Below are 22,598 nucleotides of genomic sequence, written 5' to 3'. Positions count from 1 at the left end.
CGGGGCGTATAGCTCAGGCGGTTAGAGCGCTTCGCTGATAACGAAGAGGTCCCAGGTTCAAGTCCTGGTACGCCCACGGAACCTGCACAGGTTCAAGTCGAAGTCAGGCAGGATTTCCAGGAATCCCGCCGGAACGGGGTGCGTGTGAAGAAGTTGCTGGTCATAGCAGCTGCAGTCGCAGGCGTCCTCTTCTACAAGAAAAGGGTGCAGGAATCCGAAGCCCGGAAAACAGTCTGGAGCGAATCAACCGACAAGGTTGAATAGCCCGGATCCCCGGCGCGGAAGCTGGTCAGCCAGCCTCCGGGACTAGGGTATGATGGACGGGTTGCTTCTTATGGGGGCATGGCGCAATTGGTAGCGCACCTGCTTTGCAAGCAGGGGGTTCGGGGTTCGAGTCCCCGTGCCTCCACCATAAGGAAGGCCCCGGTCGGAAACGGTCGGGGCCTTTTGCTTTGCCTGGGGAATCGCCGGGCAAACCACGGCGCCACGTGTTTCGGCAGGCTCAACTGTCAGGCCCACTACTGTGGGAGGCGTGAACTTTTTCCTTGCTGCCCTGGGCGTTTTGGGTGTGGCTTCGTCAGGGCCGCTCATCGCCGCGACGCTGGGCGCCACCACCGTCACCGCCCTTGCCATCGCCTTCTGGCGCAATGCCATCGCGGCAGCCGTTATGGCCACCCCCACCCTGATCCGGAAACCGCGCCGGTTCGGACGCATCGGGGGCAATGAACTCCGCTGGTCGCTCGTTGCAGCCGTGGCCCTGGCCCTGCACTTCGCCTGTTTCATCACGTCCCTGCAGCTGACCTCCGTTGCCGCCGCTACGGCCCTCGTCTGCCTGCAGTCCGCGTGGATTGCCATCATTCAGCTCTTCCGCGGCGTGCGGCACCGCTGGCAGGTCCTGGTGGGCCTCGGCATCTCCTTCGGCGGCGTAGTGGCCATTACGGGGTTCGACATGGGCACCTCCCCGGACGCGCTGCTGGGCGACCTCCTGGCCCTGGCCGGCGGACTTCTCGCGGGCATCTACACCCTGGCCGGAGGCCGGGCCCGCCAGAGCATGACCACGGGGACCTACACCACCCTCTGCTACGGCATGTGCGCTGTGCTCGTGGCCGTGCTGGCGATCTCCACCAACCAGCCCCTGTCCGGGTTCGACGCCGGCGGTTGGCTGGGGATCCTGGCCATCACCGTGTGCGCCCAGCTGGTGGGACATACGGCGTTCAACCACCTGCTGGCCACCATGAGCCCGCTGCTGGTGTCCATGATCATCCTGCTGGAGATACCCGGTGCCGCGCTGCTGGCTGCCGCGTTCCTGAACGAGACCCTGCCGGCCGGCACGTACGCCGGGCTCGCGCTCATCCTGGTGGGCCTCGCCGTCGTGGTGTCCGGTCAGCGGAACGGCAAAGGCGGGCGGGGCAAGCCGCCGGAAGAACGTCCGCTTGCGGAGCTGGGCGCGGACTAAAGCGCCCGTGGCACCACGGCTGGCTTACTGTCCGCCGCGGCGGACAGGCTGGCTGGTGTTGACGGTGTGGATCGCGCGCAGGAGCTTCGCCGGGAAGTAGACGGAGAAGAACACCACCATGGGCGCCTTGAGGGCCATCTTCTTGACGTTGTGGGCCTTGTAGGTGCGGTCAAAGCGAGTCACGTAATACCGGTAGTCGCGGGGTGAGTCCTCGAGCCGCCGCGCCGACATTCCGGAGACCATCTGCGGCCAGTACTGGACTTTGAGGTCGTGCTCGGCGAGATGGAGGGAGAGGTCGATGTCCTCGTGCATCTCGTCCTTTTCGTCCCGGCAGGTTTCGCTGCGGATGGTCTCCCACGCTGAGCGGCGGAGCGCCATGTTGGACCCGAACAGAAAGTGGTACTGGTGCTTGGCCAGCTTCAGCATCAGCTGGCGCATCTTGTCATCCGCTTTGAGGCCGAAACGCCGCATGGGCATGTCGTAGTAGACCACGGGCCCGGTGGCGGCCGAGGTGGACAGGTCCTCGAAGGCCTTCTGCACCTGCTCCACCCAGTCAGGCTCCACCACCGAGTCGGCGTCGATCCGGCCGAGGATGTCCCCGGTGGCGTGGTCGAGGCCGTAATTGCGGGTGGGGATCAGCCCCTGCTCCCTGTCCTGGCTAAGCAGGATGATGGGGCTTTCCGGATACTCCTGCTGCATCTGCGTGACGATCGACGCCGTGCGGTCCTTGGACATGTTGTCCACCACGATGATCTCGTGTGCAGGGACCGACTGGTACACCGCCGCGATGAGGCACTGCCGGATAACACTTTCCTCGTTGTATGCCGGGATAACAATCGATACGCGCGGCTCAGTGTCAGTCAAGGCATCCTCTGCGGATCTATCGGGTGACATCACCTCAAACTTAGCACCGATGCTCCGAAACCCGGCGGCACTTCCCCGGCAGGCAACGAGCGTGCAGGCAGTCCTGCACAGACAGCAAGAGGGGCCCCGCGGCTGCGGAACCCCTCCTGTTACGGCCCTTGCGGGCAGTTGGCTAGTCCTTCTTGTCTGTGCCGTTCCCGATGTTGGACGCGATGTTCTTCACTGCGGTCTTGGCATCGGTGGCCACTTCCGCGTCGGCGGAGTCCGAGTCACCGGCGACGTGCTTTGCCTTGTCAGCACTGGTGTCGGTTTCGTCCTCGGCAGCCAGGGCGAAGGCGGCATCCAGCGGCGTGTCAGCCGGCGCCGAAGCAGCCGGAACCGGGGAGGGGGTCTCAGCGGCCGAGCCCACACCAGTGGCGGAGGCAGCCGGAGTGGCCGCAGCCGGCGTCGACGGTGCGGGCGTCACGGGAGCGGGAGTCTTCCAGGGGTCCTCGACCGGCTTCGAAGCCTTCCACGCCGCCACCCCGGCGGCCACGGCCGCGGTGATCACACCGATGATGAGGAGTCCGCGCTTCTTCGGCTTCTGGGGCTCCACCACCAGCGCCTTGCCCGTCACTGCACGGCCGGCCTCGTTGGCGGCCGACTTCAGGTGCCCGCCGGCAACATGTGCCTGCTCCTGGATGGTGTGGATGATGCCGACGTCACCGAGCTTCTGGGCCACGGCGTCAACGCGGGCCGGAGTGCTTTCGAGCGTCCGGTGGACAGCCTCGGAGGCGGTGCCGATCTGGTCGGACAGCCGGGGAAGGTACTCAACAACCACGCGGTCGCGGGCCTGGGCAATAACAGGGGTGGCCCGGTCCAGTGCATCATGCATGCGCGGGGTGGCGACCTCGACGACGTCGTGGATCTTCGGGGCAAGCTGTGCCAGGCCGTCCTGGATCCGGGGCGTAACCGTGGCGACGCCGTCAGCGAGGTTGTGGGCCGCTACCTTGAGCCCCTCCTGGATCTTGGGGGAAGCGGTGTCGAGGCCATGCTGCAGGCGGGGAACTGCCCAATCCACTGCTGCTTCCACGCGGTCTTTTGCGTTCTCCACTGCAGAACTGACCGACAACTCCAGTTCGCGGGCAATACGATCCGATTTCTTCACAACTACCTCCCGATTAATGTGACGGTTCTGTTGTTAGCCTACGTGCACGGATAGCCGGGCTGCTATCGTTCCGGCGGATTCACGGTGGATTTCACCGAACGCGGAACTGTCTTTTCGGCCCCGGTCCGCGTTGACCTGCCGTGAAAGAATGACCGTATGACTGCCACAGCAACTGCAAAAGCGACCATCCACACCAGCCTCGGCGACATCGTTGTGAACCTCTTCGGCAACCACGCGCCCAAGACTGTTAAGAACTTCATCGGGCTGGCAACGGGCGAGCAGGCCTGGACCCACCCGGAGACCGGTGAGGACAAGACCGGTACGCCGCTCTACAACGGCACCATCTTCCACCGCATCATCAAGGACTTCATGATCCAGGCCGGCGACCCGCTGGGCCGCGGCACCGGCGGACCGGGCTACCGCTTTGACGACGAGATCCACCCCGAACTGAGCTTCGGCGCTCCCTACAAGCTGGCCATGGCCAACGCCGGCATCCAGATGGGCAAGGGAACCAACGGTTCACAGTTCTTCATCACCACCATCCCCACCGACTGGCTGCAGGGCAAGCACAGCATCTTCGGTGAAGTTGCCGATGACGAATCCAAGAAGGTTGTGGACGCCATTGAAGGTGTCCGCACCGGCATGGGCGACCGCCCCGTTGAAGATGTGACCATCAACAGCATCGACATCGAGCAGCTCTAGCCACATGAGCTACGGAACTCCGGCGGCGGAGCCGTCCGCGCAAGCCCCGGTGTGCCCCCGGCATCCGGACCGGCCCTCCTATGTCAGCTGCCAGCGTTGCGGGCGGCCGGCATGCCCCGAGTGCCAGCGCGCGGCCGCCGTCGGATTCCAATGCGTTGACTGCGTCAACGAATCAAAACGTACGACGCCGACAGCCCGGACGGTATACGGCGGCGCCGTTGCGTCCGGCAAGCCGGTGGTGACGTTCGCCATCATCGCCGTGTGTGCGCTGCTGTTTGTTTTGCAGTGGATACTCCCGGGAAATGCGGTGTACCGGACCCTGGCCTACGCATCCGTGTACGCCACGCCTGAGTACGGCGTGTTCCAGCCGTGGCGCATGCTGACCTCGGCATTTCTCCACTCCCAGGGCTTCCTGCTCCACATCGTGCTGAACATGTACACGCTGTGGATTTTCGGGCAGGCGCTCGAACCGCTGCTGGGGCGGATCCGCTTCCTTGCGGTGTATCTGCTGTCCGCCATCGGCGGGTCGGTGGGATACCTGATTCTCACCCCGATCCTGCCCGAGGGCGGGCCAGTGGGCCTGGTTGGTGCTTCCGGCGCGATCTTCGGGCTGTTCGGCGCCATGCTCGTGGTGCAGCGCCACCGTGGCGGCGAAACGAGGCAGCTCTGGGTACTCATCGCAATCAACGGCGTCATCGGATTCATGGTGCCGCAGATCGCATGGCAGGCCCACCTGGGTGGTCTCATCACCGGAGCCCTGTGCGCGGCTGCCATCGCCTACGTCCCCCGCAGTCCGCGTCGCAACGTCCTCCAGGCCGGCGGCCTTGCGCTGGTTCTGGCCCTGCTGTTCGTGGCTTCCTGGTACCGGGTCCTCGTGGCGTCCTGACCGACCTGCAGCCTCTCCCCCGCAATGCCCCTGCTTTTCGAAGCAGGGGCATTTTTTGTCTGAGGGCAAAGGGAGGTTCTGGTGGAGACAGCGTGCCGGGTTTTCCACAGCGGTTATCCACACTGTTAATAACTTACACAGTTGTAAGTCACGGGCCGGGGCCCGGAAAACCGGGCCATCCGGCGACTTTCACAGGATATGCACGCTTGAGTCCACACCTGTGGATAACTTTTGCGCGCAGGGCTGTGGTTAAGTGGAGAACTTCGCCCAAAATTCACCGTTGCGGGGTGTTCTGGGGATAAACAGAGACGGGAACGCCTTCCGGGTGGTCCTGCTGGCGTGGTTTCAACAGGGTTATTCACACTGTTAATAACTGACAGGCGTGTGATTCCAATGCCCGGCAGTCCCGGAAGGCCTAGATCGTGCCGATTCCGTCGACAATGCCCACAAGTTTTCCCCATCTGTGGATAACTTGTGGGTAGCCGCCTGTTGCTAAGTGGATAAACCCCCGGAGGTGCACACCATCCCCGTGTAATGTCTGACTGACAGCCACGAGGGCATCTGCAAGGAGCAATGAGTGAGTACCCACAGCCACATCTTCCTGGACAAGCATCATCCCGCAGCCTGGCGGGCGCTGAACGGGCTGGGGCTGAAGGCCAAGGAAGCGATGCTTGAGGCCGGCTTGGACTCGAAGCTCATCGAATTGCTCAACGTCCGCATATCCCAGATCAACGGCTGCGCCTATTGCCTCGACATGCACGTTGCGGATGCAGTCAAGGGCGGGGAATCCACCCAGCGCCTGGCTGTCCTGCCGGCCTGGCGGGACACCGAAGTATTTGAGGACCACGAGCGTGCTGCGCTGGCCTTGGCCGAGAGTGTCACGGTCCTTCCGGACGCCCGCACACGCGACCTGGAAGAGGCCTATGCGCGCAAGCACCTCAGCGATGCGCAGTGCTCGGCGGTGAGCTGGCTGGCCATCGCGATGAACGCCTTCAATCGCGTTTCCATCACCAGTCAGCATCCGGTGCGGCCCGAAAACGGCTAAAGACAGGGTTTTCCACAGCCGTTTCCACAACTGTTAATAACTTGGAAAATGCAAGTTTCGGCCTTCCGGCGGCGCCAGCCGGGCCCGCCGTGCCTTTCCCCGGGACGCAGCCGGCGAAGTTATCAACACTGTGGATATCTTTACCAACATCTGTGGACCGGCAGCTGGGGGGCGGCCGTTCGCAGCCCGGCGGCGGTCAGGCCCAGACGCCGGATGTTCCCCGGCGGTGGCTGTCCACAAGGTGGGTGTCCACCATGCCGATGGCTTCCATCAGGGCGAACATGGTGGTGGGCCCCACGAAGGCGAAACCCTTTTTGCGCAGCGCCTTGGAGAGGGCGATGGACTCCGGGGACGTGGTGGGAACGTCGGCGTAGGTGGCGGGGGCGGGGGTGGACGTCGGCTGGAAGTCCCAAACAAAGTCAACGAGTCCGCCCTCCTCCCGCAGCGCGATGGTGGCCCGGGCATTGGTGATCGCGGCACGGATCTTGAGGCGGTTGCGCACGATGCCCGGATCCTGCAGGAGGCATTCGACGTCGGCCTCGGTAAAGGCGGCCACGGTTTCGGGGTGGAAGTTGTCGAAGGCCGCACGGAAGGCCGGGCGTTTGCGCAGGATCGTGGCCCACGACAGGCCAGCCTGGAAAGCTTCGAGGCTGATGCGCTCGTAAAGGCCCTGCTCGTCGCGGACGGGCAGGCCCCACTCAGTGTCGTAATACTCGCGCAGAAGGGGATCCGTGGATGCCCACAGCGGACGGGCCAGGCCATCCTCGCCGATGATGATGCCTTCTGCGGTCATGGGCGTATGCTCAGGAACGCCAGCGCGTGGTCATCAGGAATCCGACAATCGCAATGCCGAAGCCGGCGAGGATGTTCCAGGACTCCCATGCCTGCACGGGCAGCTTGCCCTCGCTGATGTAGAAGGTGATGATCCAGAGCAGGCCGATGATCATCAGGCCAAACATGACGGGCTTGAACCAGACGGGGTTCGGCTTGTAGGCCTGGGTGGAAACGGGCTCGGCCGGACGGGCAGTCTTCTTGCGTGGCTTTGACTCGGGCACATGTCCTCCTTGGCGGCTGAATCAAGAGGATGGACCGGGGCTTGATATCCTGCTGGAAGGGGATTGCCGGCGGTCTGCACACTCTTGGTCAGGTCTGAAGTCTTACTAGCAGCCAATTCTAGCTGTACTTCAGTCCGCGCCGGTGCCCCGCAACCGCCTTGAAGGAGATCGCGTGGTAGTGCAGGAGAAGGTGACGGCAACCGCCAAGCCGCCGGCCGGCGTCGTAATCCTGCGGAAAGCTGTCCAGATCTTCGGCGAGCTCCTCATCACAGCCGGAATAGTACTGCTTTTGTTTGTCGCGTGGCAGCTCTGGTGGACCAATGTGGAGTCCGATGCCAAGCAGAGCGCTGCGGTCAAGGACTTCGCCCGTGACTTGGGCGGACCGGTGAGCCCTGCGCCCACGCCGGCCGCGACGGGCGGCACCGGGGCAGCCGGCCCGAAGGGCTACGGGGCGCCCGTTGTGGGAGAGGCTCCCGGGCACGGCGGCACCATCGGCATTATGTACATCCCCCGCTTCGGTGAGAACTACACCCGGCCCATCGTTGAAGGCACCAGTGCCGACGTCCTGGACACGCTGGGCCTTGGCCACTACGGCAACACCGCCATGCCCGGCGCGGTGGGTAACTTCGCAGTGGCCGGCCACCGGCAGACGCACGGCGCCGTGCTGGACAACATCCACACGCTGGTGCCCGGGGACAAGATCTACGTCCAGACCCGGGACGGCTACTACGTCTACGTCTTCCGCAACAACCGGATCGTGCTGCCGACCGAAGCCGATGTCCTCCTTCCTGTGCCCGACCGGCCCGGGGTGCGTCCCACCGAAAGACTTCTCACCATGACCAGCTGCAACCCCCGCTTCGGCTCCGAGGAACGGATCATCGCCTATTCGGTGCTGGACCACTGGCAGCCGGCCTCGGCAGGCCCGCCCGCCGAGATTGCAGCCCAGGTGGCACACGCCCGAGGGGAAGGCTAGGCATGTACGGCTGGATATTCCGTCATCTTCCCGGCCCCCTCTGGCTGCGCGTCCTCACGTCGCTGGTCCTGGTTGCCGGCGCCCTCTTCCTGATGGTTCAGTTCCTGTTCCCCTGGATGTCCCAGTTCACCCAATTCACCGACTCAACGATTGGTGCGCCAAGAAACCCATGAGCACAGCAAAGATTCTCGTCGTGGACAACTACGACAGCTTCGTCTACACCCTGGTGGGCTACCTCCAGGAACTGGGCGCCGAGACAACAGTGGTCCGCAACGACGATGTGACCCTCGCCGAAGCGATCGAAATGGCGGAAGCGCGCGACGGCGTGCTCATCTCGCCCGGCCCGGGCTCGCCGTCCGAAGCGGGAGTCTGCATCGAGCTGATCCGTTGGTGCGGAGAGCAGACGAAGCCCATGTTCGGCGTCTGCCTTGGGCACCAGGCCCTGGCCGAGGCGTACGGCGGAACGGTGACCCACGCCCCGGAGCTCATGCACGGCAAGACCTCCCTGGTCCAGCACGGCGGGACCAGCGTTTTTGCCGGCCTGCCCTCCCCCGTGACGGCCACGCGCTACCATTCCCTGGCCGCCGTCCGTGAGACGATTCCGGAGATCCTCGAGGTGACAGCGGAAACCGCCAGCGGCGTCGTCATGGGGCTGCAGCACCGCACCGCGCCGCTGTGCGGCGTCCAGTTCCACCCCGAATCAGTGCTCACCGAGGGCGGCTACCAGATGCTGGGCAACTGGCTCGAGTCACTGGGCATGAAGGGCGCGGCCGAGCGGGCAGCCAAGCTTAGCCCGCTCATCCAGCACTAGGCCTGCGTTGGCAGGGTGAGGATTTCGGCTCCGTCGCCGGTGATGGCGATCGTGTGCTCACTGTGCGCCGTCCGGCAGCCTGTGGCGCTTCGGAGCGTCCACCCGTCCGCATCAGTGACGAGTTCGGCGGTGTCGGCCATGACCCATGGCTCCAGCGCGAGCAGCAGCCCGGGACGCAGCGTGTACCCGCGGCCGGGCCGTCCCGTGTTGGGCACGTGCGGGTCCTGGTGCATGGTCGATCCGATGCCATGACCTCCGAAGTGCGTGTTGATCGAATATCCCGCGTCACTGAGGACCGAGCCGATGGCATGGGAAATGTCCCCGATGCGGGCCCCAGGGCCGGCGGCTGCTATCCCTGCGCTCAAAGCGTGCTCGGTCGCACTGATCATCGCGACGCTCTCCGGAGGCGCTGAGTCGCCCACGATGAAGGTGATGGCGGAGTCTGCGGCGATTCCCCGTTTGGAGACTGCGAGGTCGAGTGTCAGCAGGTCGCCGTCGGCAAGCGGGTAATCGTGCGGCAGTCCGTGGAGCACTGCGTCGTTGACGGCCGTGCAGATGTAGTGTCCGAACGGCCCGCGCCCGAAGGATGGCTCGTAGTCGACATAGCAGGACTCCGCTCCGGCCTCGAGGATCATGGCCGCGGCCCACCGGTCGATCTCCAGGAGGTTCGTGCCCACCGTGGTGCGGCGCTTCAGCGTCTGCAGGATGTCAGCGACCAGGGCGCCTGTCTCTCTGGCCCGTGCCAGTTCTGCGGGGCTCAGGATCTCGATCATGTGGCGCCTTTCTTCCGCATCCTGCCGCGTATCACTTGCCCTTGGTGGGGCTCGGCGTCGGCGTCGGAGTGGGTGTGGGCTCCGGAGCCGGGGCCTTGGACACCGTGACCGTAATCGCCTTGCCCTGTTCGACCAGTGAATTGAGCGGGTCGCTCTGGCCGGTCACCTTGCCGGGCTGGACCTGGGAGTTCTCCACCTCATTGATCACGGCAACCAGGCCGAGTTCCTTGAGTGCCGCCTCTGCCTCGGCGCGGGTCATGCCGCGCAGCTCCGGCATGGCCACCTTGCCCGTGGAAACCAGGATCTCCACCGTGCTCCCCACCGCCACCTGCTGGCCCGGCGCCGGTTTCGTGGTGATCACCAGGCCGGCAGGAACCGTGGCGCTGTTGGCCATGGTGGTGGACGGCGCGCCCACCAGTCCCGCCTGCCGCAGGATGTCACGGGCGGCCGCCTCCGTCCGTCCCGGCAGCGTCTCCGGGATCTTGACGGCACTCGGGCCTGCCGAGATGTTCAGGACCACTTCCGAATTCGGTTCCAGCGACGACCCTGCCGGGGGCGCCGTGCCAATGGCGGTGCCCTTGGCGATGGAGTCGTGCTGCACGCGCTTGATGTGGGGCCGCAGCTTGGCGTCGTACAGCGTCTGCAGCGCCTCCGATTCGGAGAGCTTCTCCACGGAGGGAATGGCGACGCGCGCCGGTTCGGCAGGCGGCTGGTTGAGGAAGTTGTAGAACCACAGGCCGCCGCCGGCCAGCACCAGGAGCGTAAAGATCACGAATGTGGTGATCCAGGCCCGACGGCGGGACTTCTGTAGCCCTGACCGCTCCCGTTCACGGGGCAGCCCCAGCGGAAGTTCATCGTGCTCGGCTGTCTCGTATACGGCCGCTGCTTCGGCCGGCAGTACGGAATCATCATCGTCGGTGTCCCGGGTGCGGCGCAGGCGGCCAGCGGGCGCGTCGTCGAGGAAGCTCGCCCCGGTCATCGAAAACGCTTCCGTGGGCGGCGTGCGGTGCGGCTCGGGAATGTCATTGGGATCGGTCGGCGCCTCGCTGGGCTCCAACGCCGGAACGGCAATCCCGTTCTTCGCGGCACGCAGTGCGCGGCGGAAGGCCGCGGCGTCCTGGAAACGGTCAGCACGGTTCTTCTGCAGCGCCTTTTCCAGCACGCTGTCCAGCGCCTCGGAGATATCCGGATTGAAATTGCTGGGCGGCTCTGGCTTCTCACGGACGTGCTGGTACGCCACGGATACGGGGCTTTCCCCCACGAAGGGCGGTCGGCCGGTCAGCGTTTCGTACAGCAGGCAGCCCGCCGAGTAGAGGTCGCTGCGGGCGTCCACCGCTTCGCCGCGCGCCTGCTCCGGCGACAGGTACTGGGCGGTGCCGACGACCGCCTGTGTCTGGGTCATGGTCGCGGCGGAATCGGCAACCGCGCGGGCAATCCCGAAGTCCATGACCTTGACCATGTTCGAGTTCTCGCAGTACATCACGTTCGCCGGTTTGATGTCCCGGTGCACGATTCCCGCCCTGTGGCTGTATTCCAGTGCCGACAGGACACCGAGCGTGTATTCCACAGCCTGCTCAATGGTGATGTCCCTGGCCCTGATCAGGTCGCGGAGGGTCTTGCCCGCCACAAACTCCATGACGATGTAGGGAACACGGACCTGGTCATGGGCGTCACCCGGCACGGTGTGTTCGCCGGTGTCGTAGATGGCGACGATCGAGGGGTGGTTCAGGGCTGCGACGGCCTGGGCCTCGCGCTTGAACCTGGCCTGGAACTGGGGGTCCCGGGCCAGGTCGGGGCGGAGCAGCTTGATGGCGACCGTCCGCCCCAGCCGGGTGTCCACGCCACGGTGCACATCGGCCATGCCCCCACGGCCGATGAGGTCCCCTAATTCATAGCGTCCGTTAAGGACGCGCTGACTGGTCACCGGGATGTTGTCTTCCCGGTGTGACGGAGTTCGTGGCGTGGTCACGGCTTACCTTCCGGTCGGCGAGCCGCTTGGAGTTGGCGTGGGCGCTGGTGTGGGGATCAGCGCCTGGGACAGGTGGTAGGTTACGACCGATCCGGCGTCGACCTCCCGGCCGCTTTCGGGCTCCGACCGGACAAAAGTTCCGGCGTCCTGGCCGGGTTCGCCGGCCTCGTCGGCGCCTTTTTGCCAGCGCAGCCCGGCCTTCTCGATGGCTGCCTGCACCTCGGATTCACTGCTGCCCGTGCTGATGTCCGGGACGCTGATCTGTTTCGGACCCTTGGAATAGGTGACTGTGATGGTCCGGCCCGGCTGCACCGGCCCCGTCGGGTTGAGGTCCGTGACCGTGCCGGGGGTGGCGGGGTCGAACACTTCCTTGCCGTCCACCTGCAGGCCGAGCGCGATCAGCTCGGCACGGACTTCACTGTACTGCTTGCCGAGGTATGCGTCGGGAATCAGGTTGATGGCCTCGGGCGTGGTCTGCGTAGGCGTCGGAGTGGGGGTCGGCGTCGCAGACGTCTCCGTCGGCGTGGGGGTGGCACTCGTGCTCACGCTGCGGCTGGGTGTGCCCGACGTCGTGGCAGCGGGCTTCTGGCCCGGGAACAGCAAACCTGCCTGGCTCAGCAGGACACCCGCAATGGCGAACAGCACCAGCAGGATCAGGGCGATCAGTGGCCAGGTCCAGGGGCTGCGTTTGCGCCGCTCGGGCTCGTCCGCAGGTTCGTCGTCGTAGTGGTCCGGTTCCTGGTCCCAGGTGCGCTCCGCGGCCAGGGCATCGGCACGGGACAGCGTGCTCCCCGCCCGCGTCGGGGCACCATCCGGGTCTCCTGCGGCCGCAGCCGCTGCCCCGCCGGCGGCAGCACCGGCGGCCGCGGCACCCAGTACGGGCAGCGCGGAGGTAGCCGCCGTCGGGTTCTTCTCCGAGCCGATCACGCCGGTGGGTGCCGTGGCGATATTCACCGGGGCCGTCATGGCTCCGGTGCCGCCTTCGTACAGGAGCATCCCGGGGACCGCGGCGTGGGCTGCGGAGATGTCACCGTTGCGGATGGCTTCTGCCGCTTCCGCCAGCTTGATGGCGTTGGCCGGACGGTTCTTCGGATCCTTGGCCAGCATGGACATCAGGAGGGCCCGGACCGGCTTGGGCAGTGACTCGGGCAGGGGCGGCGGCGCGTCGTTGACCTGCGCCAGGGCAATGGCAATCTGGGATTCGCCGGAGAACGGCCGGTGTCCGGTGAGGCACTCGTAGCCGATCACGCCCAGCGAGTAGATGTCCGAGGCGCCGGTGGCGGTCTGGCCGGTGGCCTGTTCGGGGGCAAGGTACTGGGCGGTGCCCATGACCTGGCCGGTCTGGGTCAGCGGCACCTGGTCCGCCAGGCGCGCGATGCCGAAGTCGGTGACCTTGACCCGCCCGTCCGGGGTGATCAGAAGGTTTCCCGGCTTGATGTCACGGTGCACCAGGCCCTGGGCGTGTGCCACGGACAGTGCCCGTGCCGTCTGCGCCATGATGGACAGCGTGCGGTCCGGTGAGAGGACCTGCTCGTGCTCGATGATGCTGCTCAGCGGCTGGCCGGGAACCAGTTCCATCACCAGGTAGGCAGAGCCTTCCTCCTCGCCGTAGTCGAAGACGTTGGCGATGCCCACGTGGTTGAGCAGGGCGGTGTGGCGGGCTTCGGCGCGGAACCGCTGGAGGAATCCGGGGTCACCCGTGTACTCCTCTTTGAGTACCTTGATGGCCACGATCCGGCCGAGGATAAGGTCCTTGGCCTTCCAGACTTCACCCATGCCGCCGATCGCAATACGCGTGGTCAACTGGAATCTGCCGCCGAGGGTGATTCCCGATGTAGGCCTCACTTATTCAACACCGCCTCAAAAATCTTCTTTGCGTTCGGACTGGTTAGCTGTGCTCCGGTGGTGATGTCCACACCCTGCATCACGACGGTGACGGACACCTGCGGATCGTTAGCCGGAGCGAACCCCGTAAACCACGAGTTGTTCAGGCCGTTCCCCAGCTCGGCGGTGCCGGTCTTGCCGGCCACCTGGACGCCTGGGACGCCGGCCCCCGAGGCTATGCCTTCGGTGACCACGCTGGTCATCCAGTCAGAGATCTGCCGGGCAATCTCAGGTGTCGTTGAGGTCCGCAGGGCAACAGGCTTCGGTTCGTCAATCACCCTGAGGTCCGGGGAACGGACGGCCTTGATCAGGTTGGGGGCCATCTGCACGCCGCCGTTGGCAATCGCCGAGGTCATCAGCGCGATCTGCAGCGGCGTGGCGCGGACGTCGCGCTGGCCGATGGCCGACTGCGCCAGTCCGGCCGCGTCGAGGTCCGACGGGAAAACGCTCTTCTGATAGTCGAGCTTGAGCTGGTCGCCCAGCTCCTGGCCGAAGCCGAACTTGCTGGCCTGCTCGGCGATCGCCTTCTCCCCGAGATCGCGGGCAATGCTGGCGAAGGGCGTGTTGCAGGACTGCTGCAGCGCGAACGCGAAGCTGGCCGTGTTCCGGGTGTAGCAGTTGCCTCCGGCGTAGTTGGGCAGCTGGTACTGGATGCCCGGGAAGCTCATCTGGGCCGGGTTGGGCAGCACGCTGTCGGCGTTGTACTTGCCTGAATTCAAGGCAGCGGCCGTGTCCACCAGCTTGAAGACCGAGCCCGGCGCCAGCAGGGCGCCTGTGGGTCCGCTGACCGAGGGGTTCAGGTTGACGCCCGGGACCTTGATGGCGTCGTTGTAGGCCGCCTGTTCCTTGGCCACGTCCTGCGTGGCGATGAGGTTGGGATCGTAGGACGGCTTGCTGACCATGGCCAGGATGTTGCCGGTCTTGGGATCCGTCACCACGATCGAGCCCCGCTGGCCGTCCGGAATGAGGTCGTACGCCAGCTTCTGGATCTTAGGATCGATGGTCAGCTCCACTGACGCCCCCTTGGGCTGGTTGCCCAGGAAAAGCTGTCCGATCCGGTCGAGGAACAGTTGGTCCGAGCTGCCGGCCAGTTGTCCGTCCATGGACTGTTCGAGGCCGGTGACCCCGTAGCTGCGGGAGAAGTATCCGGTCAGTCCGGCATAGAGTTCGGGCTGGTTGTACCGGCGCTGGAACTTGCAGGATTCGTTGCCCGGCACGGATTCGGCGATGGCTGAGCCGCCCACGAGGATCGCGCCGCGGTCATTGCAGTAGTTCTGCAGGATGGCGCGCCGGTTCCACGGGTTGGCTTTGAGCTCATCCGCGCCCACCACCTGGACATAGCTGATCGCACCGAAAATCAGGGCGAACATCGCGATTGCAGCGATCCATGAATGTCGAATGGCCTGGTTCACAGGTGTTTCACCGCCTCGGTGGGAGCGTCTGGGAGGGTCTGGGTGGCGTTCCGGTCCTGCCGGTTTCCGGCGGCGGACAGCGGCGCCGGTTTCTGCGCCTCAGGTGTCCGGCCCGGCTGCATCGGTGTGGTGTCCACCGGGCCTCGCGCCGTGTGCGAGATCATCAGCAGCAGGCCCACGATGATCCAGTTGGCCAGCAGCGACGAGCCACCCGCAGCCAGAAACGGCGTGGTGAGGCCGGTCAGCGGAATCAGCCGCGTGACGCCGCCGATCACCACGAAGCACTGCAGCGCTACCGCGAAGGACAGGCCGCAGGCCAGGAGTTTTCCGAAGGCGTCGCGGGTGCCGAGGGCCGCGCGGAAACCGCGGGTGAAGAGCAGCAGGTAGATCATCACAATGGCGAAGAGCCCGATGAGGCCCAGTTCCTCGCCGAAGGAGGCGATGATCATGTCGCTGTTGGCAAACGGCACCAGGTTGGGCCGCCCCTGTCCGAGGCCGGTGCCGACGAGCCCGCCGCTGGCCATGCCGAACAGGCCTTCCACGATCTGGCCGCTGCCGCCGGGGGAGCGCCCAAAGACTTCCTCGGTGAAGGCGTTGAGCCAGCTGTCGATGCGCAGGGCAACGTGCGAGAACACCTTCGACGCCACGAAGCCGCCGCCGAGGATCAGGGTGACGCCGATCACCACCCAGCTGATGCGGCTGGTGGCCACGTAAATCATCACGATGAACAGGCCGAAGAAAAGCACCGACGACCCGAGGTCACGCTGGAAGATGAGCACGCCGATGCTCACGAGCCAGGCGGTGATCATGGGTCCCATGTCCTTGAAGCGCGGGAACTGCATGGGGCCGATCTTGCGTCCGGCAAGCATGATGAGGTCGCGGTTCGAGGAAAGATACCCGGCAAAGAATATGGCGAGGGTGATCTTGGCGACCTCACCCGGCTGGAACGTCATCGGGCCGAGCCGGATCCAGACCCGGGCACCGAGGATTTCGCCCGCGGAGATGCCGGGAACCAGCGGGAGGATCAGGAGCAGGGCGCTGACGGCCAGGGAAATGTAGGTGAAACGGCGCAGAACGCGGTGGTCCTTGAGGAACCAGATCACGGCGATGGCGACGGCCATGGCAATGACGGTCCAGCGCAGCTGGTTGTTGCCGGTGTCCTCGCCCGGGGCATCGAGGCGGTGGATCATCGCCAGTCCGAGGCCGTTGAGGGCGATCACCAGCGGAAGTATCACCGGATCCGCATATTTGGCCCGCAGCCGGAGGACCACATGGAACACCAGGGAGGCGACAGCCAGCAGGCTGGACTGGAACCAGAAGTCCGTGTCCAGCGAGGTCTGTTCGTCGATGCTGATCAGCGCGTTGGCGCCGATGCTGACCGACAGGGCGAGCACGAGCAACAGCAGTTCCACGTTGCGCCGGGGTTTGGGCATGGTGTCGGCGTGGCTCATTGGCCCCCCTCACAGGTTGCGGTTGGGGTGGGTACGGCCGAGGCTCCCGCCGTAGCGGTGGGCGATGCCGTGGGTTTGGCGGTCGAGGTAGCCTTGGACGACGCTGAGGCTGTCGGCTTCGGGGTGGCGGTGGCTTTGGCCGTCGCGGTCCCCTTGGCGGTGGACGTGGCCTTCGGCGAGGCGGAAGCTGTTGCGGTCGGAGAGGGCGTCAGGCACTCGTCCGAGGGCGCCGTGCTTCCCGTGCGCTCGAGATTCTTAACGATCCGCTGCGCATCGTAGAGATCACGGGCCGGGACAGTCTGCCGGACCCGCTGCTGCGAGAACTGGGGCAGTGAATCCATCCGGATGTCCGTGACCGCTTCAAGCGTGGAGAGCTGAATGGGTCCGAGGCGCTGGGAGACTCCGTTGAAGATGGCCACCCGCTGGTCGAATTCACCGATGTAGTAGCGCGTCTGGGTCCAGGCGTAGCCCAGCCAGAGGCCGACGGCGAGGACCAGGAGTGCGGCTCCGGCGATTCCCAGGGTGAGCCAGCGCCGCGGACGCCTGGCCGATGTGAATTCCTCTGCCTCTTCGCGGGCCTGGTCTGACTTGTGCGTCAGGACCGTAGCGGCGCGGCGCGCAACGGTTCGGCCTGCAATGCTGGGGATTGAACCGGTTTCCGCGGCAGCGACGGCAGCGCCGACGAGGATGTGGGGGCGGGAGGAAAGTTCCTCGCGCAGCACCTCGGCGGACAGGTGCTCGCCCAGATGCGGATCGGTGCTGGTAGCCGGTTCGCCCGACGGTTTGCCGGCATCGTCTGCTGTCCCCTCCGGCACGGCGGAGCCCGCGGACGCGGGCGCCGCCGCCGGCGGGGCGGGAGGAAGACCGGAGCCGGGCGCGGAATCGGCGGGTACGGAAGCCGGCGGCACAGCACCGGGCCCGGAAGCGGGGGCAGCCGGACCCTCACCGGAGGCTGCAGCCCTCGTCCCCGTAATCGCCTCCGGGTGTCCGGCGTCAGGCACGATGTCGACGGCGGCTGTGCTGACGTCGTCGGGCGTTTCCTCCACGATTTCCACCATGACAACGGTGACGTTGTCCGGCGCGCCTGCCTCGAGGGTGAGGTCGACGAGCGTCTCGACGCACTCGCTAAGATCCGGGGTCTCCCGCACGGTGCGCTCCACGACGTGGCCGGCGACGTAGTTCAACCCGTCGGAGCAAAGCAGCCAGCGCTCCCCGGGCTTAACCTCGATGGTCGCGAGGTCCAGCTCAGGGCTGGCATCGACGTCACCCAGGACGCGCATCAGGACATTCTTGTGCGGGTGGGTTTCGGCTTCTTCGGGGCGCAGCCGGCCCTCGTCAATGAGGCGCTGGACGAACGTGTGGTCGATGCTGATCTGTTCGAACTCGCCGTCGCGGAGGCGGTAGGCGCGGGAGTCGCCGATGTGGGCGAAATGCAGCTTGCCGTCGGCCAGCAGCAGGGCAGTGACAGTGGTGCCCATGCCGGCCAGCTTGGGATTGATGTGGACGAGTTCCGAGAGCAGCGAGTTGGCGGTCTGGATCTCGTCGGCCAGCACTGTTCCGGCGTCGTCGTCGTAGTCGTCGGTGTCCAGGTGGATCATGTCCAGGACAGTGGCGGCGGAGGCAACATCGCCGCCGGCGTGGCCGCCCATGCCGTCGGCGACGACGGCCAGGTGCCGGCCCACATAGGCGGAGTCGTCGTTCTTCGCGCGGATGCGGCCGACGTCGGAGCGCGCCGCATAGCGCAGGATGAGGGGCCGGGGCGAGGCTGGAACCTCGCCCGCGGGCATGTCCGGAGCGGCCATGGCTACGGCCTCAATTCAATGACCGTCTTGCCGATTCTCACGGGTACACCAAGGTCCACGGGCAGGGCCCTGGTGAGCTGCTGGTCGGCCAGATAGGTGCCGTTGGTGGAGCCGAGGTCCTCGATAAACCAGCGGCTTCCCTGCGGAAAGAGCCGGGCGTGCCGGCCGGAGGCGTAGTCATCTTCCAGCACCAGCGTGGCCTCCTGGGCGCGCCCCAGCAGGATGGGGCTGGCAGCCAAGGGGACCGTACGGCCCTTGAGCGGACCTTCGGTGACCACCAGTTGGCGGGCCTGCTGTTTGGCCGGTGCCGGTGCCGGTTCGGCGAGTTCGGGATTCTTCCGCACCTGCCGTGCCGTGGGGGCGCCGGTGGCGGCTTTGCGGCCGATCATGAGGTCCCGGCGCATGGCGGAGACGATGCTGAAGATGAGGACCCAGAGAAGAAGCAGGAACCCGAAGCGCAGGGCCGTGATGGTCAGTTCGCTCATGGGCGGCCGCCAGTGTTGGCGGGCAGGAGGCGGAAGATGATTTTGGTCCGTCCCATCGTGATGGTGGAGCCGTCGGTGAGCTCCATGCTGCCGGCCACTTTCTGTCCGTTGACGTAGCTGCCGTTGGTGGAGCCCAGGTCGACGGCGGTGGTGGTGCCGCCCTGGGTCTGGATTTCCAGATGCCGGCGGGAGACGCCGGTGTCGTCCACCAGGATGTCAGCCTCTGATGAACGGCCCAGGACCACTGAGGGCGCATTGAGTGAATACCGCTGGCCGTCGATGTCCAGGACGGGCTGCAGCCGGACCGGCTGCCGGCTGGGGGCTGCCGGCACGTTGGCCCGAGGGGCGGCCGCCGGGGCCGCACTGGATGACTTTTCGGTTTTTGAGGTGATCTCGAAGTCGCCGGCCCGGTGTGCCTCGTCCCGGCGGAATGAAATGCGGACCGGGCCCTGGAGGATGTATCCCTGGCTGCGGACGTGGTTGATGACGACGTCGCACAGTTCCTCGGCCAGCGGCGTTCCCCACTCCTGGGCGCGCTGGAAATCCTCGTCACTCAGGAGAACATCGAAGACGTTGGGCACCAGCGTGCGTCCGGCAGCGATCGTGATGGCCTTGTGGTCCACTTCGCGGCGGAGGCGGCTCGCGATTTCCACGGGCTCAACCTGGGCTTTGGAGCCGGTGGAGAAGACACCGCGGACGGCCTTTTCAATGCCGCGTTCAACCTTGTCCAGCAAACCCATGGTCTTCTCCTTTCCTTGCTGCTGAGGGACAGCACGTCCCGTGGAACTCATTCTGGCAACGCAGTCACAACAAAACACTGCGCACAACAAACACAGTGCACAACTAAAACCGTGCCCGCCGGAAGCGGGCCCTATACATTCGATACTACTTGCCACGTCTGCGAAAGACCTTAATCCACAACGCGCCGGGGATCCGATTCGTTCACGCTTCCCGAGCGAATGTGGGCGCGATCACAGGCGGGGATCCTGCATCTGCAGGGGCTTTCGGTGCCCGTGCGGCCCGTGGCCGCGGAGGTGCAGGCCATGCCGCAAAGTGCCTTCAATGCCCCGATTAGGAATTTGCGGGGAATGTCCGTTATGCTTGATCTCGCTGCTTTCGCAAGGCAACAAGCCGGATTCCGGCTGGGCCGAGTGGAAGAAGTTGCGCGCGAGTGGCGGAACGGCAGACGCGCTGGCTTCAGGTGCCAGTGTCCGAAAGGGCGTGGGGGTTCAAATCCCCCCTCGCGCACGCATCAGAACCCCGGGAAATCGATGATCTCCCGGGGTTCTTTCTTGTTTCAGAAGTTGCGTGTACTCAACCGGCCCGTCAGCCGGCAGCCAGCGCGGCGTTGACCAGCTTGGCGAGTTCCGGCGCCGCACCTGCAGACACGGTGCCGGCGGCCCCGGTTTTCACCACAGTTGCCGCGAGCGTGCCTTTAATACCCGTAACGGTCAGTACGGCTTGCTTTTGACCGGTGGGGAGGGTCTGGGTCTGCAGGGCGCCCATCGATTTGTCCGCTTCCACCGCGACCTCCACCGGCACTGCTGCCTGCGCAGGAAACTCCTCGGGGCGGGCGCCGGAATTCCGACACCCGCCCCGAGGACCAGCCTTAACGCCGCCGGTACCTACTTGGCGGTTGACGGCTCCATCCGCGCTGCGCCGGGCGCCGATGCCTTCTCTGCAACGCCGGAGGCCGGCTTCCGCTCTTTGAGGAAGTAGACCAGGATGGCAGCCACCGTGGAGGCCGCGGCGAGGGCGAACAGGCCGGGCACCACGCTCCCGGTCTGCTCCTTGATGATGCCGAATCCGAACGGAGCCACGAATCCGCCGAGGTTGCCCAGGGAATTGATGATGGCGATGGCCGGGGCGAGGACCAGCGGGTGCAGGGCCGACTGCGGAATGGTCCAGAACAGCGGTGACGCGCTCTTGAAGCCCATGGCGGCGACGGCAAGGAATACCAGGGCAAGGACCGGGGTAGCGACTGCCGCCGCGAGCGTTCCGACGGCGGCCACGAGGAGTGCGGCGACCAGCAGCGGGCGCTTGGAATTTGCCTTGTCCTGCCACTTCGCTGCGAAGTACATGGCGAAGACGGCGCACACCCAGGGAATGGAGGAGAGGAAGCCGACGCTCAGGTCCGTGGTGCCCGGAATCTGCTTGACGATGGTCGGCAGCCAGAACGTGTTCGCGTAGATGGAGAGCTGCACCGAGAAGTAGATGCCGCACAGCAGGAGGATCTGCGGGTTCAGGAGCATCTTCCAGCGGTTGACCTTACCGTCGCCGGCCGTGGTGTGCTGGGCGTCCTCCTGGTCGATCGTCGCGGTGAGAGCCGACTTTTCACCGGCCGTGAGCCACTTGGCATCCTGGACCTTGGCGTCGAGGAAGAAGAACACGATGATGCCGACCACTACGGAGAGCACCCCCTCGAAGCCGAACAGCCACTGCCAGCCGCGCAGGCCCAGGACGTCGTGCAGGCTCAGGAGCAGGCCGGCGATGGGGCCGGACAGGGCTGCTGCCACCGACGACCCGGCGATGAAGACGGCGGTCGCCTTGCCGCGCTGCCCGGCGGGCACCCAGCGGGCGAAGTAGAAGATGACGGCCGGGAAGAAGCCGGCTTCAGCCGCACCGAGCAGGAACCGCAGCACGTAGAACATCATCTCGTTCTGGACGAACGCCATGAGGAAGGAAACAATGCCCCAGCTCACCATGATCCGGGTCAGCCAGACCTTGGCTCCGTACTTCTCCATCATCACGTTGCTCGGAAGCTCGAAAATGGCGTAGGCGATGAAGAACAGCCCGGCGCCGAAGCCGTAGGCCGCGGCGCCGATGCCAACGTCAGCCTGCAGATGGTCCTGGGCGTAGCCTATGTTGGACCGGTTCAGCTGGTTGCATACGAGCATGACCAGCATGATGGGCAGCACGCGCCGGAAAAACTTCTTCATGGCCGAAGCCAGATCCGTGACAGCGGTGTCTACAGACTGCATGGGGGAATCCTCTTTGATAGAGCAGCAAGATCACGCTGTGGGGACTGCGGGGCAGGCCGTTGTGGTCCTCGCCACAGCACTCATTAACTGTAAGCAGTAGGTTTCATGCCCGTCCAACACGCATATTGCATGGCGTGATACCCGCAGGGAACTACTGCTGGCTCACTGCCCACCCACCTGCTTCGGCTGGTGCACGGCGGCCTATTCGCGTCCGGCCCGGAGCCTGCGCCGCGAGTTGGCCAGGTGGCTGCGCATCGCTGCGGACGCTGAGGCCCCATCGCTCTCCGCGATGGCGGCAAAGATGGACCCGTGTTCGTGGACCACCTGCTCAAAGTGGTCCCGCGCGTAGTGCTCGACGCCGGTCATCAGCCGGGTGCGCGGCATCGCGATCATCGTCTGGCCCAGGGAGGCAAGGCAGTCCGTGTAGAAAGGGTTTCCGGAGGCGGCGGCAACGGCCTTGTGGAACTCGAAGTCCGCCTTCATGGCGTGTGCAGGATGTTCGACGCTGTCGGTGAAGTCCGCCAGCGCCTGCCGCATGGCGTGCAACTGGCGCTCTGTGCGGTTTCCGGCGGCCAGCGCCGCCGCTTCGGTCTCGACGCCGATCCGGAATTCCAGCAGGTGCAGCCGGTCTTCGGCGGTGACCACAGCCCTCGCGGGCTGGCCCGACGTCGGACCCGCCGTGGGCGGGGTCAGCGCAAAGCTGCCCCGCCCACGCTCGGTTTCCACCAGACCTTCTGCCTGGAGCCGCGTGAGCGCGGCCCGGACGACCGTCCGGCTGACGCCGAACTCGCCGATAAGGGTGTTTTCGCTCGGGAGCTTCTCACCGGGCTGGATCGCGCCGTCGACGATGCGGGTGCGAAGGTCGGCGGCGAGATCCGCGGTCAGGTTCCGGCTCATGGGTT

General features: G+C 65.5%; 22 protein-coding genes and 3 tRNA genes. 10 read left to right on the top strand and 15 right to left on the bottom strand.

The genetic code is table 11. The features are described 5' to 3' along the window. The first annotated feature begins 2 nt into the window (after positions 1–2). The 4 genes from ACFRAH_RS09225 (at position 3) to ACFRAH_RS09210 (ending at position 1,456) form a co-directional block, all read left to right on the top strand. Positions 3–76: transfer RNA gene (locus ACFRAH_RS09225), tRNA-Ile, on the top strand. Positions 77–138: 62 nt separating this feature from the next. Beyond that, on the top strand, positions 139–264 hold the full coding sequence (locus tag ACFRAH_RS09220; protein ID WP_377990594.1) for a DLW-39 family protein: 126 nt from the start codon (positions 139–141) through the stop codon (positions 262–264). Between the two features lie 72 nt (positions 265–336). Then, a tRNA-Ala gene (locus ACFRAH_RS09215) sits at positions 337–412 on the top strand. Between the two features lie 120 nt (positions 413–532). Further along, a complete protein-coding gene (locus tag ACFRAH_RS09210; RefSeq protein WP_377990593.1) occupies positions 533–1,456 on the top strand; it encodes a DMT family transporter in 924 nt (307 codons plus the stop codon). 24 nt (positions 1,457–1,480) lie between these two features. On the opposite strand, the gene ACFRAH_RS09205 is transcribed toward ACFRAH_RS09210, so the two are convergent. Both ACFRAH_RS09205 and ACFRAH_RS09200 read right to left on the bottom strand, forming a co-directional pair. Further along, positions 1,481–2,350 (bottom strand): glycosyltransferase, encoded by an 870-nt coding sequence (locus tag ACFRAH_RS09205; protein ID WP_377990592.1) that lies wholly within the window; start codon positions 2,348–2,350, stop codon positions 1,481–1,483. Positions 2,351–2,492: 142 nt separating this feature from the next. Continuing rightward, the gene (locus ACFRAH_RS09200; RefSeq protein ID WP_377990591.1) at positions 2,493–3,467 is read right to left on the bottom strand and encodes a hypothetical protein; all 975 of its coding nucleotides are present in this window, start codon (positions 3,465–3,467) and stop codon (positions 2,493–2,495) included. Positions 3,468–3,623: 156 nt separating this feature from the next. On the opposite strand from ACFRAH_RS09200, the gene ACFRAH_RS09195 reads away from it, so the two are divergent. The 3 genes from ACFRAH_RS09195 to ACFRAH_RS09185 all read left to right on the top strand — a co-directional run bounded on the left by ACFRAH_RS09195 (position 3,624) and on the right by ACFRAH_RS09185 (position 6,100). After that, the gene (locus tag ACFRAH_RS09195) at positions 3,624–4,169 is read left to right on the top strand and encodes a peptidylprolyl isomerase (RefSeq protein ID WP_377990590.1); all 546 of its coding nucleotides are present in this window, start codon (positions 3,624–3,626) and stop codon (positions 4,167–4,169) included. Between the two features lie 4 nt (positions 4,170–4,173). After that, entirely contained in the window at positions 4,174–5,055 is an 882-nt protein-coding gene (locus ACFRAH_RS09190; RefSeq protein ID WP_377990589.1) for a rhomboid family intramembrane serine protease, read from the top strand. A 577-nt stretch (positions 5,056–5,632) separates the two neighbouring features. Continuing rightward, entirely contained in the window at positions 5,633–6,100 is a 468-nt protein-coding gene (locus ACFRAH_RS09185; protein ID WP_377990588.1) for a carboxymuconolactone decarboxylase family protein, read from the top strand. Positions 6,101–6,296: 196 nt separating this feature from the next. Here the strand turns inward: ACFRAH_RS09185 and ACFRAH_RS09180 are convergent, their stop codons facing one another. After that, positions 6,297–6,893, bottom strand: coding sequence for a DNA-3-methyladenine glycosylase I (locus ACFRAH_RS09180; RefSeq protein WP_377990587.1), 597 nt, complete (start codon positions 6,891–6,893; stop codon positions 6,297–6,299). 10 nt (positions 6,894–6,903) lie between these two features. Beyond that, positions 6,904–7,155, bottom strand: a complete 252-nt coding sequence (locus ACFRAH_RS09175; RefSeq protein WP_377990586.1) for a cell division protein CrgA — start codon at positions 7,153–7,155, stop codon at positions 6,904–6,906. Between the two features lie 172 nt (positions 7,156–7,327). Here ACFRAH_RS09175 and ACFRAH_RS09170 point away from each other — a divergent pair, with 172 nt between their 5' ends. Next, the gene (locus tag ACFRAH_RS09170) at positions 7,328–8,128 is read left to right on the top strand and encodes a class E sortase (protein ID WP_377990585.1); all 801 of its coding nucleotides are present in this window, start codon (positions 7,328–7,330) and stop codon (positions 8,126–8,128) included. 169 nt (positions 8,129–8,297) lie between these two features. Further along, a complete protein-coding gene (locus ACFRAH_RS09165; protein WP_377990584.1) occupies positions 8,298–8,939 on the top strand; it encodes an aminodeoxychorismate/anthranilate synthase component II in 642 nt (213 codons plus the stop codon). Here the strand turns inward: ACFRAH_RS09165 and map are convergent. The 8 genes from map to ACFRAH_RS09125 are packed head-to-tail and all read right to left on the bottom strand — an operon-like array spanning position 8,936 to position 19,455. Next, the gene (map, locus tag ACFRAH_RS09160; protein WP_377990583.1) at positions 8,936–9,712 is read right to left on the bottom strand and encodes a type I methionyl aminopeptidase; all 777 of its coding nucleotides are present in this window, start codon (positions 9,710–9,712) and stop codon (positions 8,936–8,938) included. The genes ACFRAH_RS09165 and map overlap by 4 nt on opposite strands. Positions 9,713–9,743: 31 nt before the next feature. Next, positions 9,744–11,681, bottom strand: a complete 1,938-nt coding sequence (gene pknB, locus ACFRAH_RS09155; protein WP_377990582.1) for a Stk1 family PASTA domain-containing Ser/Thr kinase — start codon at positions 11,679–11,681, stop codon at positions 9,744–9,746. A gap of 3 nt (positions 11,682–11,684) precedes the next feature. Continuing rightward, entirely contained in the window at positions 11,685–13,526 is a 1,842-nt protein-coding gene (locus ACFRAH_RS09150; RefSeq protein ID WP_377990581.1) for a protein kinase, read from the bottom strand. Next, positions 13,523–14,977 carry a peptidoglycan D,D-transpeptidase FtsI family protein gene (locus ACFRAH_RS09145; protein WP_377990580.1) on the bottom strand — a complete coding sequence of 485 codons (1,455 nt, stop codon included), beginning with the start codon at positions 14,975–14,977 and terminating at the stop codon, positions 13,523–13,525. The genes ACFRAH_RS09150 and ACFRAH_RS09145 overlap by 4 nt, the downstream gene beginning before the upstream one ends. Then, positions 14,974–16,428 (bottom strand): FtsW/RodA/SpoVE family cell cycle protein, encoded by a 1,455-nt coding sequence (locus ACFRAH_RS09140; RefSeq protein WP_377990579.1) that lies wholly within the window; start codon positions 16,426–16,428, stop codon positions 14,974–14,976. The genes ACFRAH_RS09145 and ACFRAH_RS09140 overlap by 4 nt, the downstream gene beginning before the upstream one ends. Beyond that, positions 16,425–18,230, bottom strand: a complete 1,806-nt coding sequence (locus ACFRAH_RS09135) for a protein phosphatase 2C domain-containing protein (RefSeq protein ID WP_377990578.1) — start codon at positions 18,228–18,230, stop codon at positions 16,425–16,427. Before ACFRAH_RS09135 ends, ACFRAH_RS09140 begins: the two co-directional genes overlap by 4 nt. A gap of 2 nt (positions 18,231–18,232) precedes the next feature. Next, positions 18,233–18,715: an FHA domain-containing protein gene (locus tag ACFRAH_RS09130; RefSeq protein WP_003800263.1), complete on the bottom strand. Its 483-nt coding sequence runs from the start codon at positions 18,713–18,715 to the stop codon at positions 18,233–18,235. Continuing rightward, positions 18,712–19,455: an FhaA domain-containing protein gene (locus ACFRAH_RS09125; protein ID WP_377990577.1), complete on the bottom strand. Its 744-nt coding sequence runs from the start codon at positions 19,453–19,455 to the stop codon at positions 18,712–18,714. The genes ACFRAH_RS09130 and ACFRAH_RS09125 overlap by 4 nt, the downstream gene beginning before the upstream one ends. A gap of 425 nt (positions 19,456–19,880) precedes the next feature. Between ACFRAH_RS09125 and ACFRAH_RS09120 the strand changes: the two genes are divergently transcribed. Next, positions 19,881–19,963 (top strand) — tRNA-Leu (locus ACFRAH_RS09120). 78 nt (positions 19,964–20,041) lie between these two features. Here ACFRAH_RS09120 and ACFRAH_RS09115 read toward each other — a convergent pair. The 3 genes from ACFRAH_RS09115 to ACFRAH_RS09105 all read right to left on the bottom strand — a co-directional run bounded on the left by ACFRAH_RS09115 (position 20,042) and on the right by ACFRAH_RS09105 (position 22,593). Further along, the gene (locus tag ACFRAH_RS09115) at positions 20,042–20,239 is read right to left on the bottom strand and encodes a hypothetical protein (protein WP_377990576.1); all 198 of its coding nucleotides are present in this window, start codon (positions 20,237–20,239) and stop codon (positions 20,042–20,044) included. 101 nt (positions 20,240–20,340) lie between these two features. Further along, positions 20,341–21,696 (bottom strand): MFS transporter, encoded by a 1,356-nt coding sequence (locus ACFRAH_RS09110; RefSeq protein WP_377990575.1) that lies wholly within the window; start codon positions 21,694–21,696, stop codon positions 20,341–20,343. A 201-nt stretch (positions 21,697–21,897) separates the two neighbouring features. Then, positions 21,898–22,593, bottom strand: coding sequence for a FadR/GntR family transcriptional regulator (locus ACFRAH_RS09105; protein WP_377990574.1), 696 nt, complete (start codon positions 22,591–22,593; stop codon positions 21,898–21,900). Positions 22,594–22,598: the final 5 nt, after the last annotated feature.

Source organism: Arthrobacter sp. NPDC056727, from assembly GCF_042790555.1.
Classification (GTDB): Bacteria; Actinomycetota; Actinomycetes; order Actinomycetales; family Micrococcaceae; genus Arthrobacter.
Note: the sequence above shows the minus strand (reverse complement) of the source record. Positions and strands in the feature narration are given on the sequence as shown.

Excerpts from the sequence above, each read along its gene's own strand:
- ACFRAH_RS09205 (WP_377990592.1), bottom strand. The coding sequence starts at position 2,350 with ATGTCACCCGATAGATCCGCAGAGGATGCCTTGACTGACACTGAGCCG.
- ACFRAH_RS09195 (WP_377990590.1), top strand. The coding sequence starts at position 3,624 with ATGACTGCCACAGCAACTGCAAAAGCGACCATCCACACCAGCCTCGGC.
- ACFRAH_RS09190 (WP_377990589.1), top strand. The coding sequence starts at position 4,174 with ATGAGCTACGGAACTCCGGCGGCGGAGCCGTCCGCGCAAGCCCCGGTG.
- ACFRAH_RS09180 (WP_377990587.1), bottom strand. The coding sequence starts at position 6,893 with ATGACCGCAGAAGGCATCATCATCGGCGAGGATGGCCTGGCCCGTCCG.
- ACFRAH_RS09165 (WP_377990584.1), top strand. The coding sequence starts at position 8,298 with ATGAGCACAGCAAAGATTCTCGTCGTGGACAACTACGACAGCTTCGTC.
- map (WP_377990583.1), bottom strand. The coding sequence starts at position 9,712 with ATGATCGAGATCCTGAGCCCCGCAGAACTGGCACGGGCCAGAGAGACA.
- ACFRAH_RS09140 (WP_377990579.1), bottom strand. The coding sequence starts at position 16,428 with ATGAGCCACGCCGACACCATGCCCAAACCCCGGCGCAACGTGGAACTG.
- ACFRAH_RS09135 (WP_377990578.1), bottom strand. The coding sequence starts at position 18,230 with ATGGCCGCTCCGGACATGCCCGCGGGCGAGGTTCCAGCCTCGCCCCGG.
- ACFRAH_RS09130 (WP_003800263.1), bottom strand. The coding sequence starts at position 18,715 with ATGAGCGAACTGACCATCACGGCCCTGCGCTTCGGGTTCCTGCTTCTT.
- ACFRAH_RS09125 (WP_377990577.1), bottom strand. The coding sequence starts at position 19,455 with ATGGGTTTGCTGGACAAGGTTGAACGCGGCATTGAAAAGGCCGTCCGC.
- ACFRAH_RS09110 (WP_377990575.1), bottom strand. The coding sequence starts at position 21,696 with ATGCAGTCTGTAGACACCGCTGTCACGGATCTGGCTTCGGCCATGAAG.
- ACFRAH_RS09105 (WP_377990574.1), bottom strand. The coding sequence starts at position 22,593 with ATGAGCCGGAACCTGACCGCGGATCTCGCCGCCGACCTTCGCACCCGC.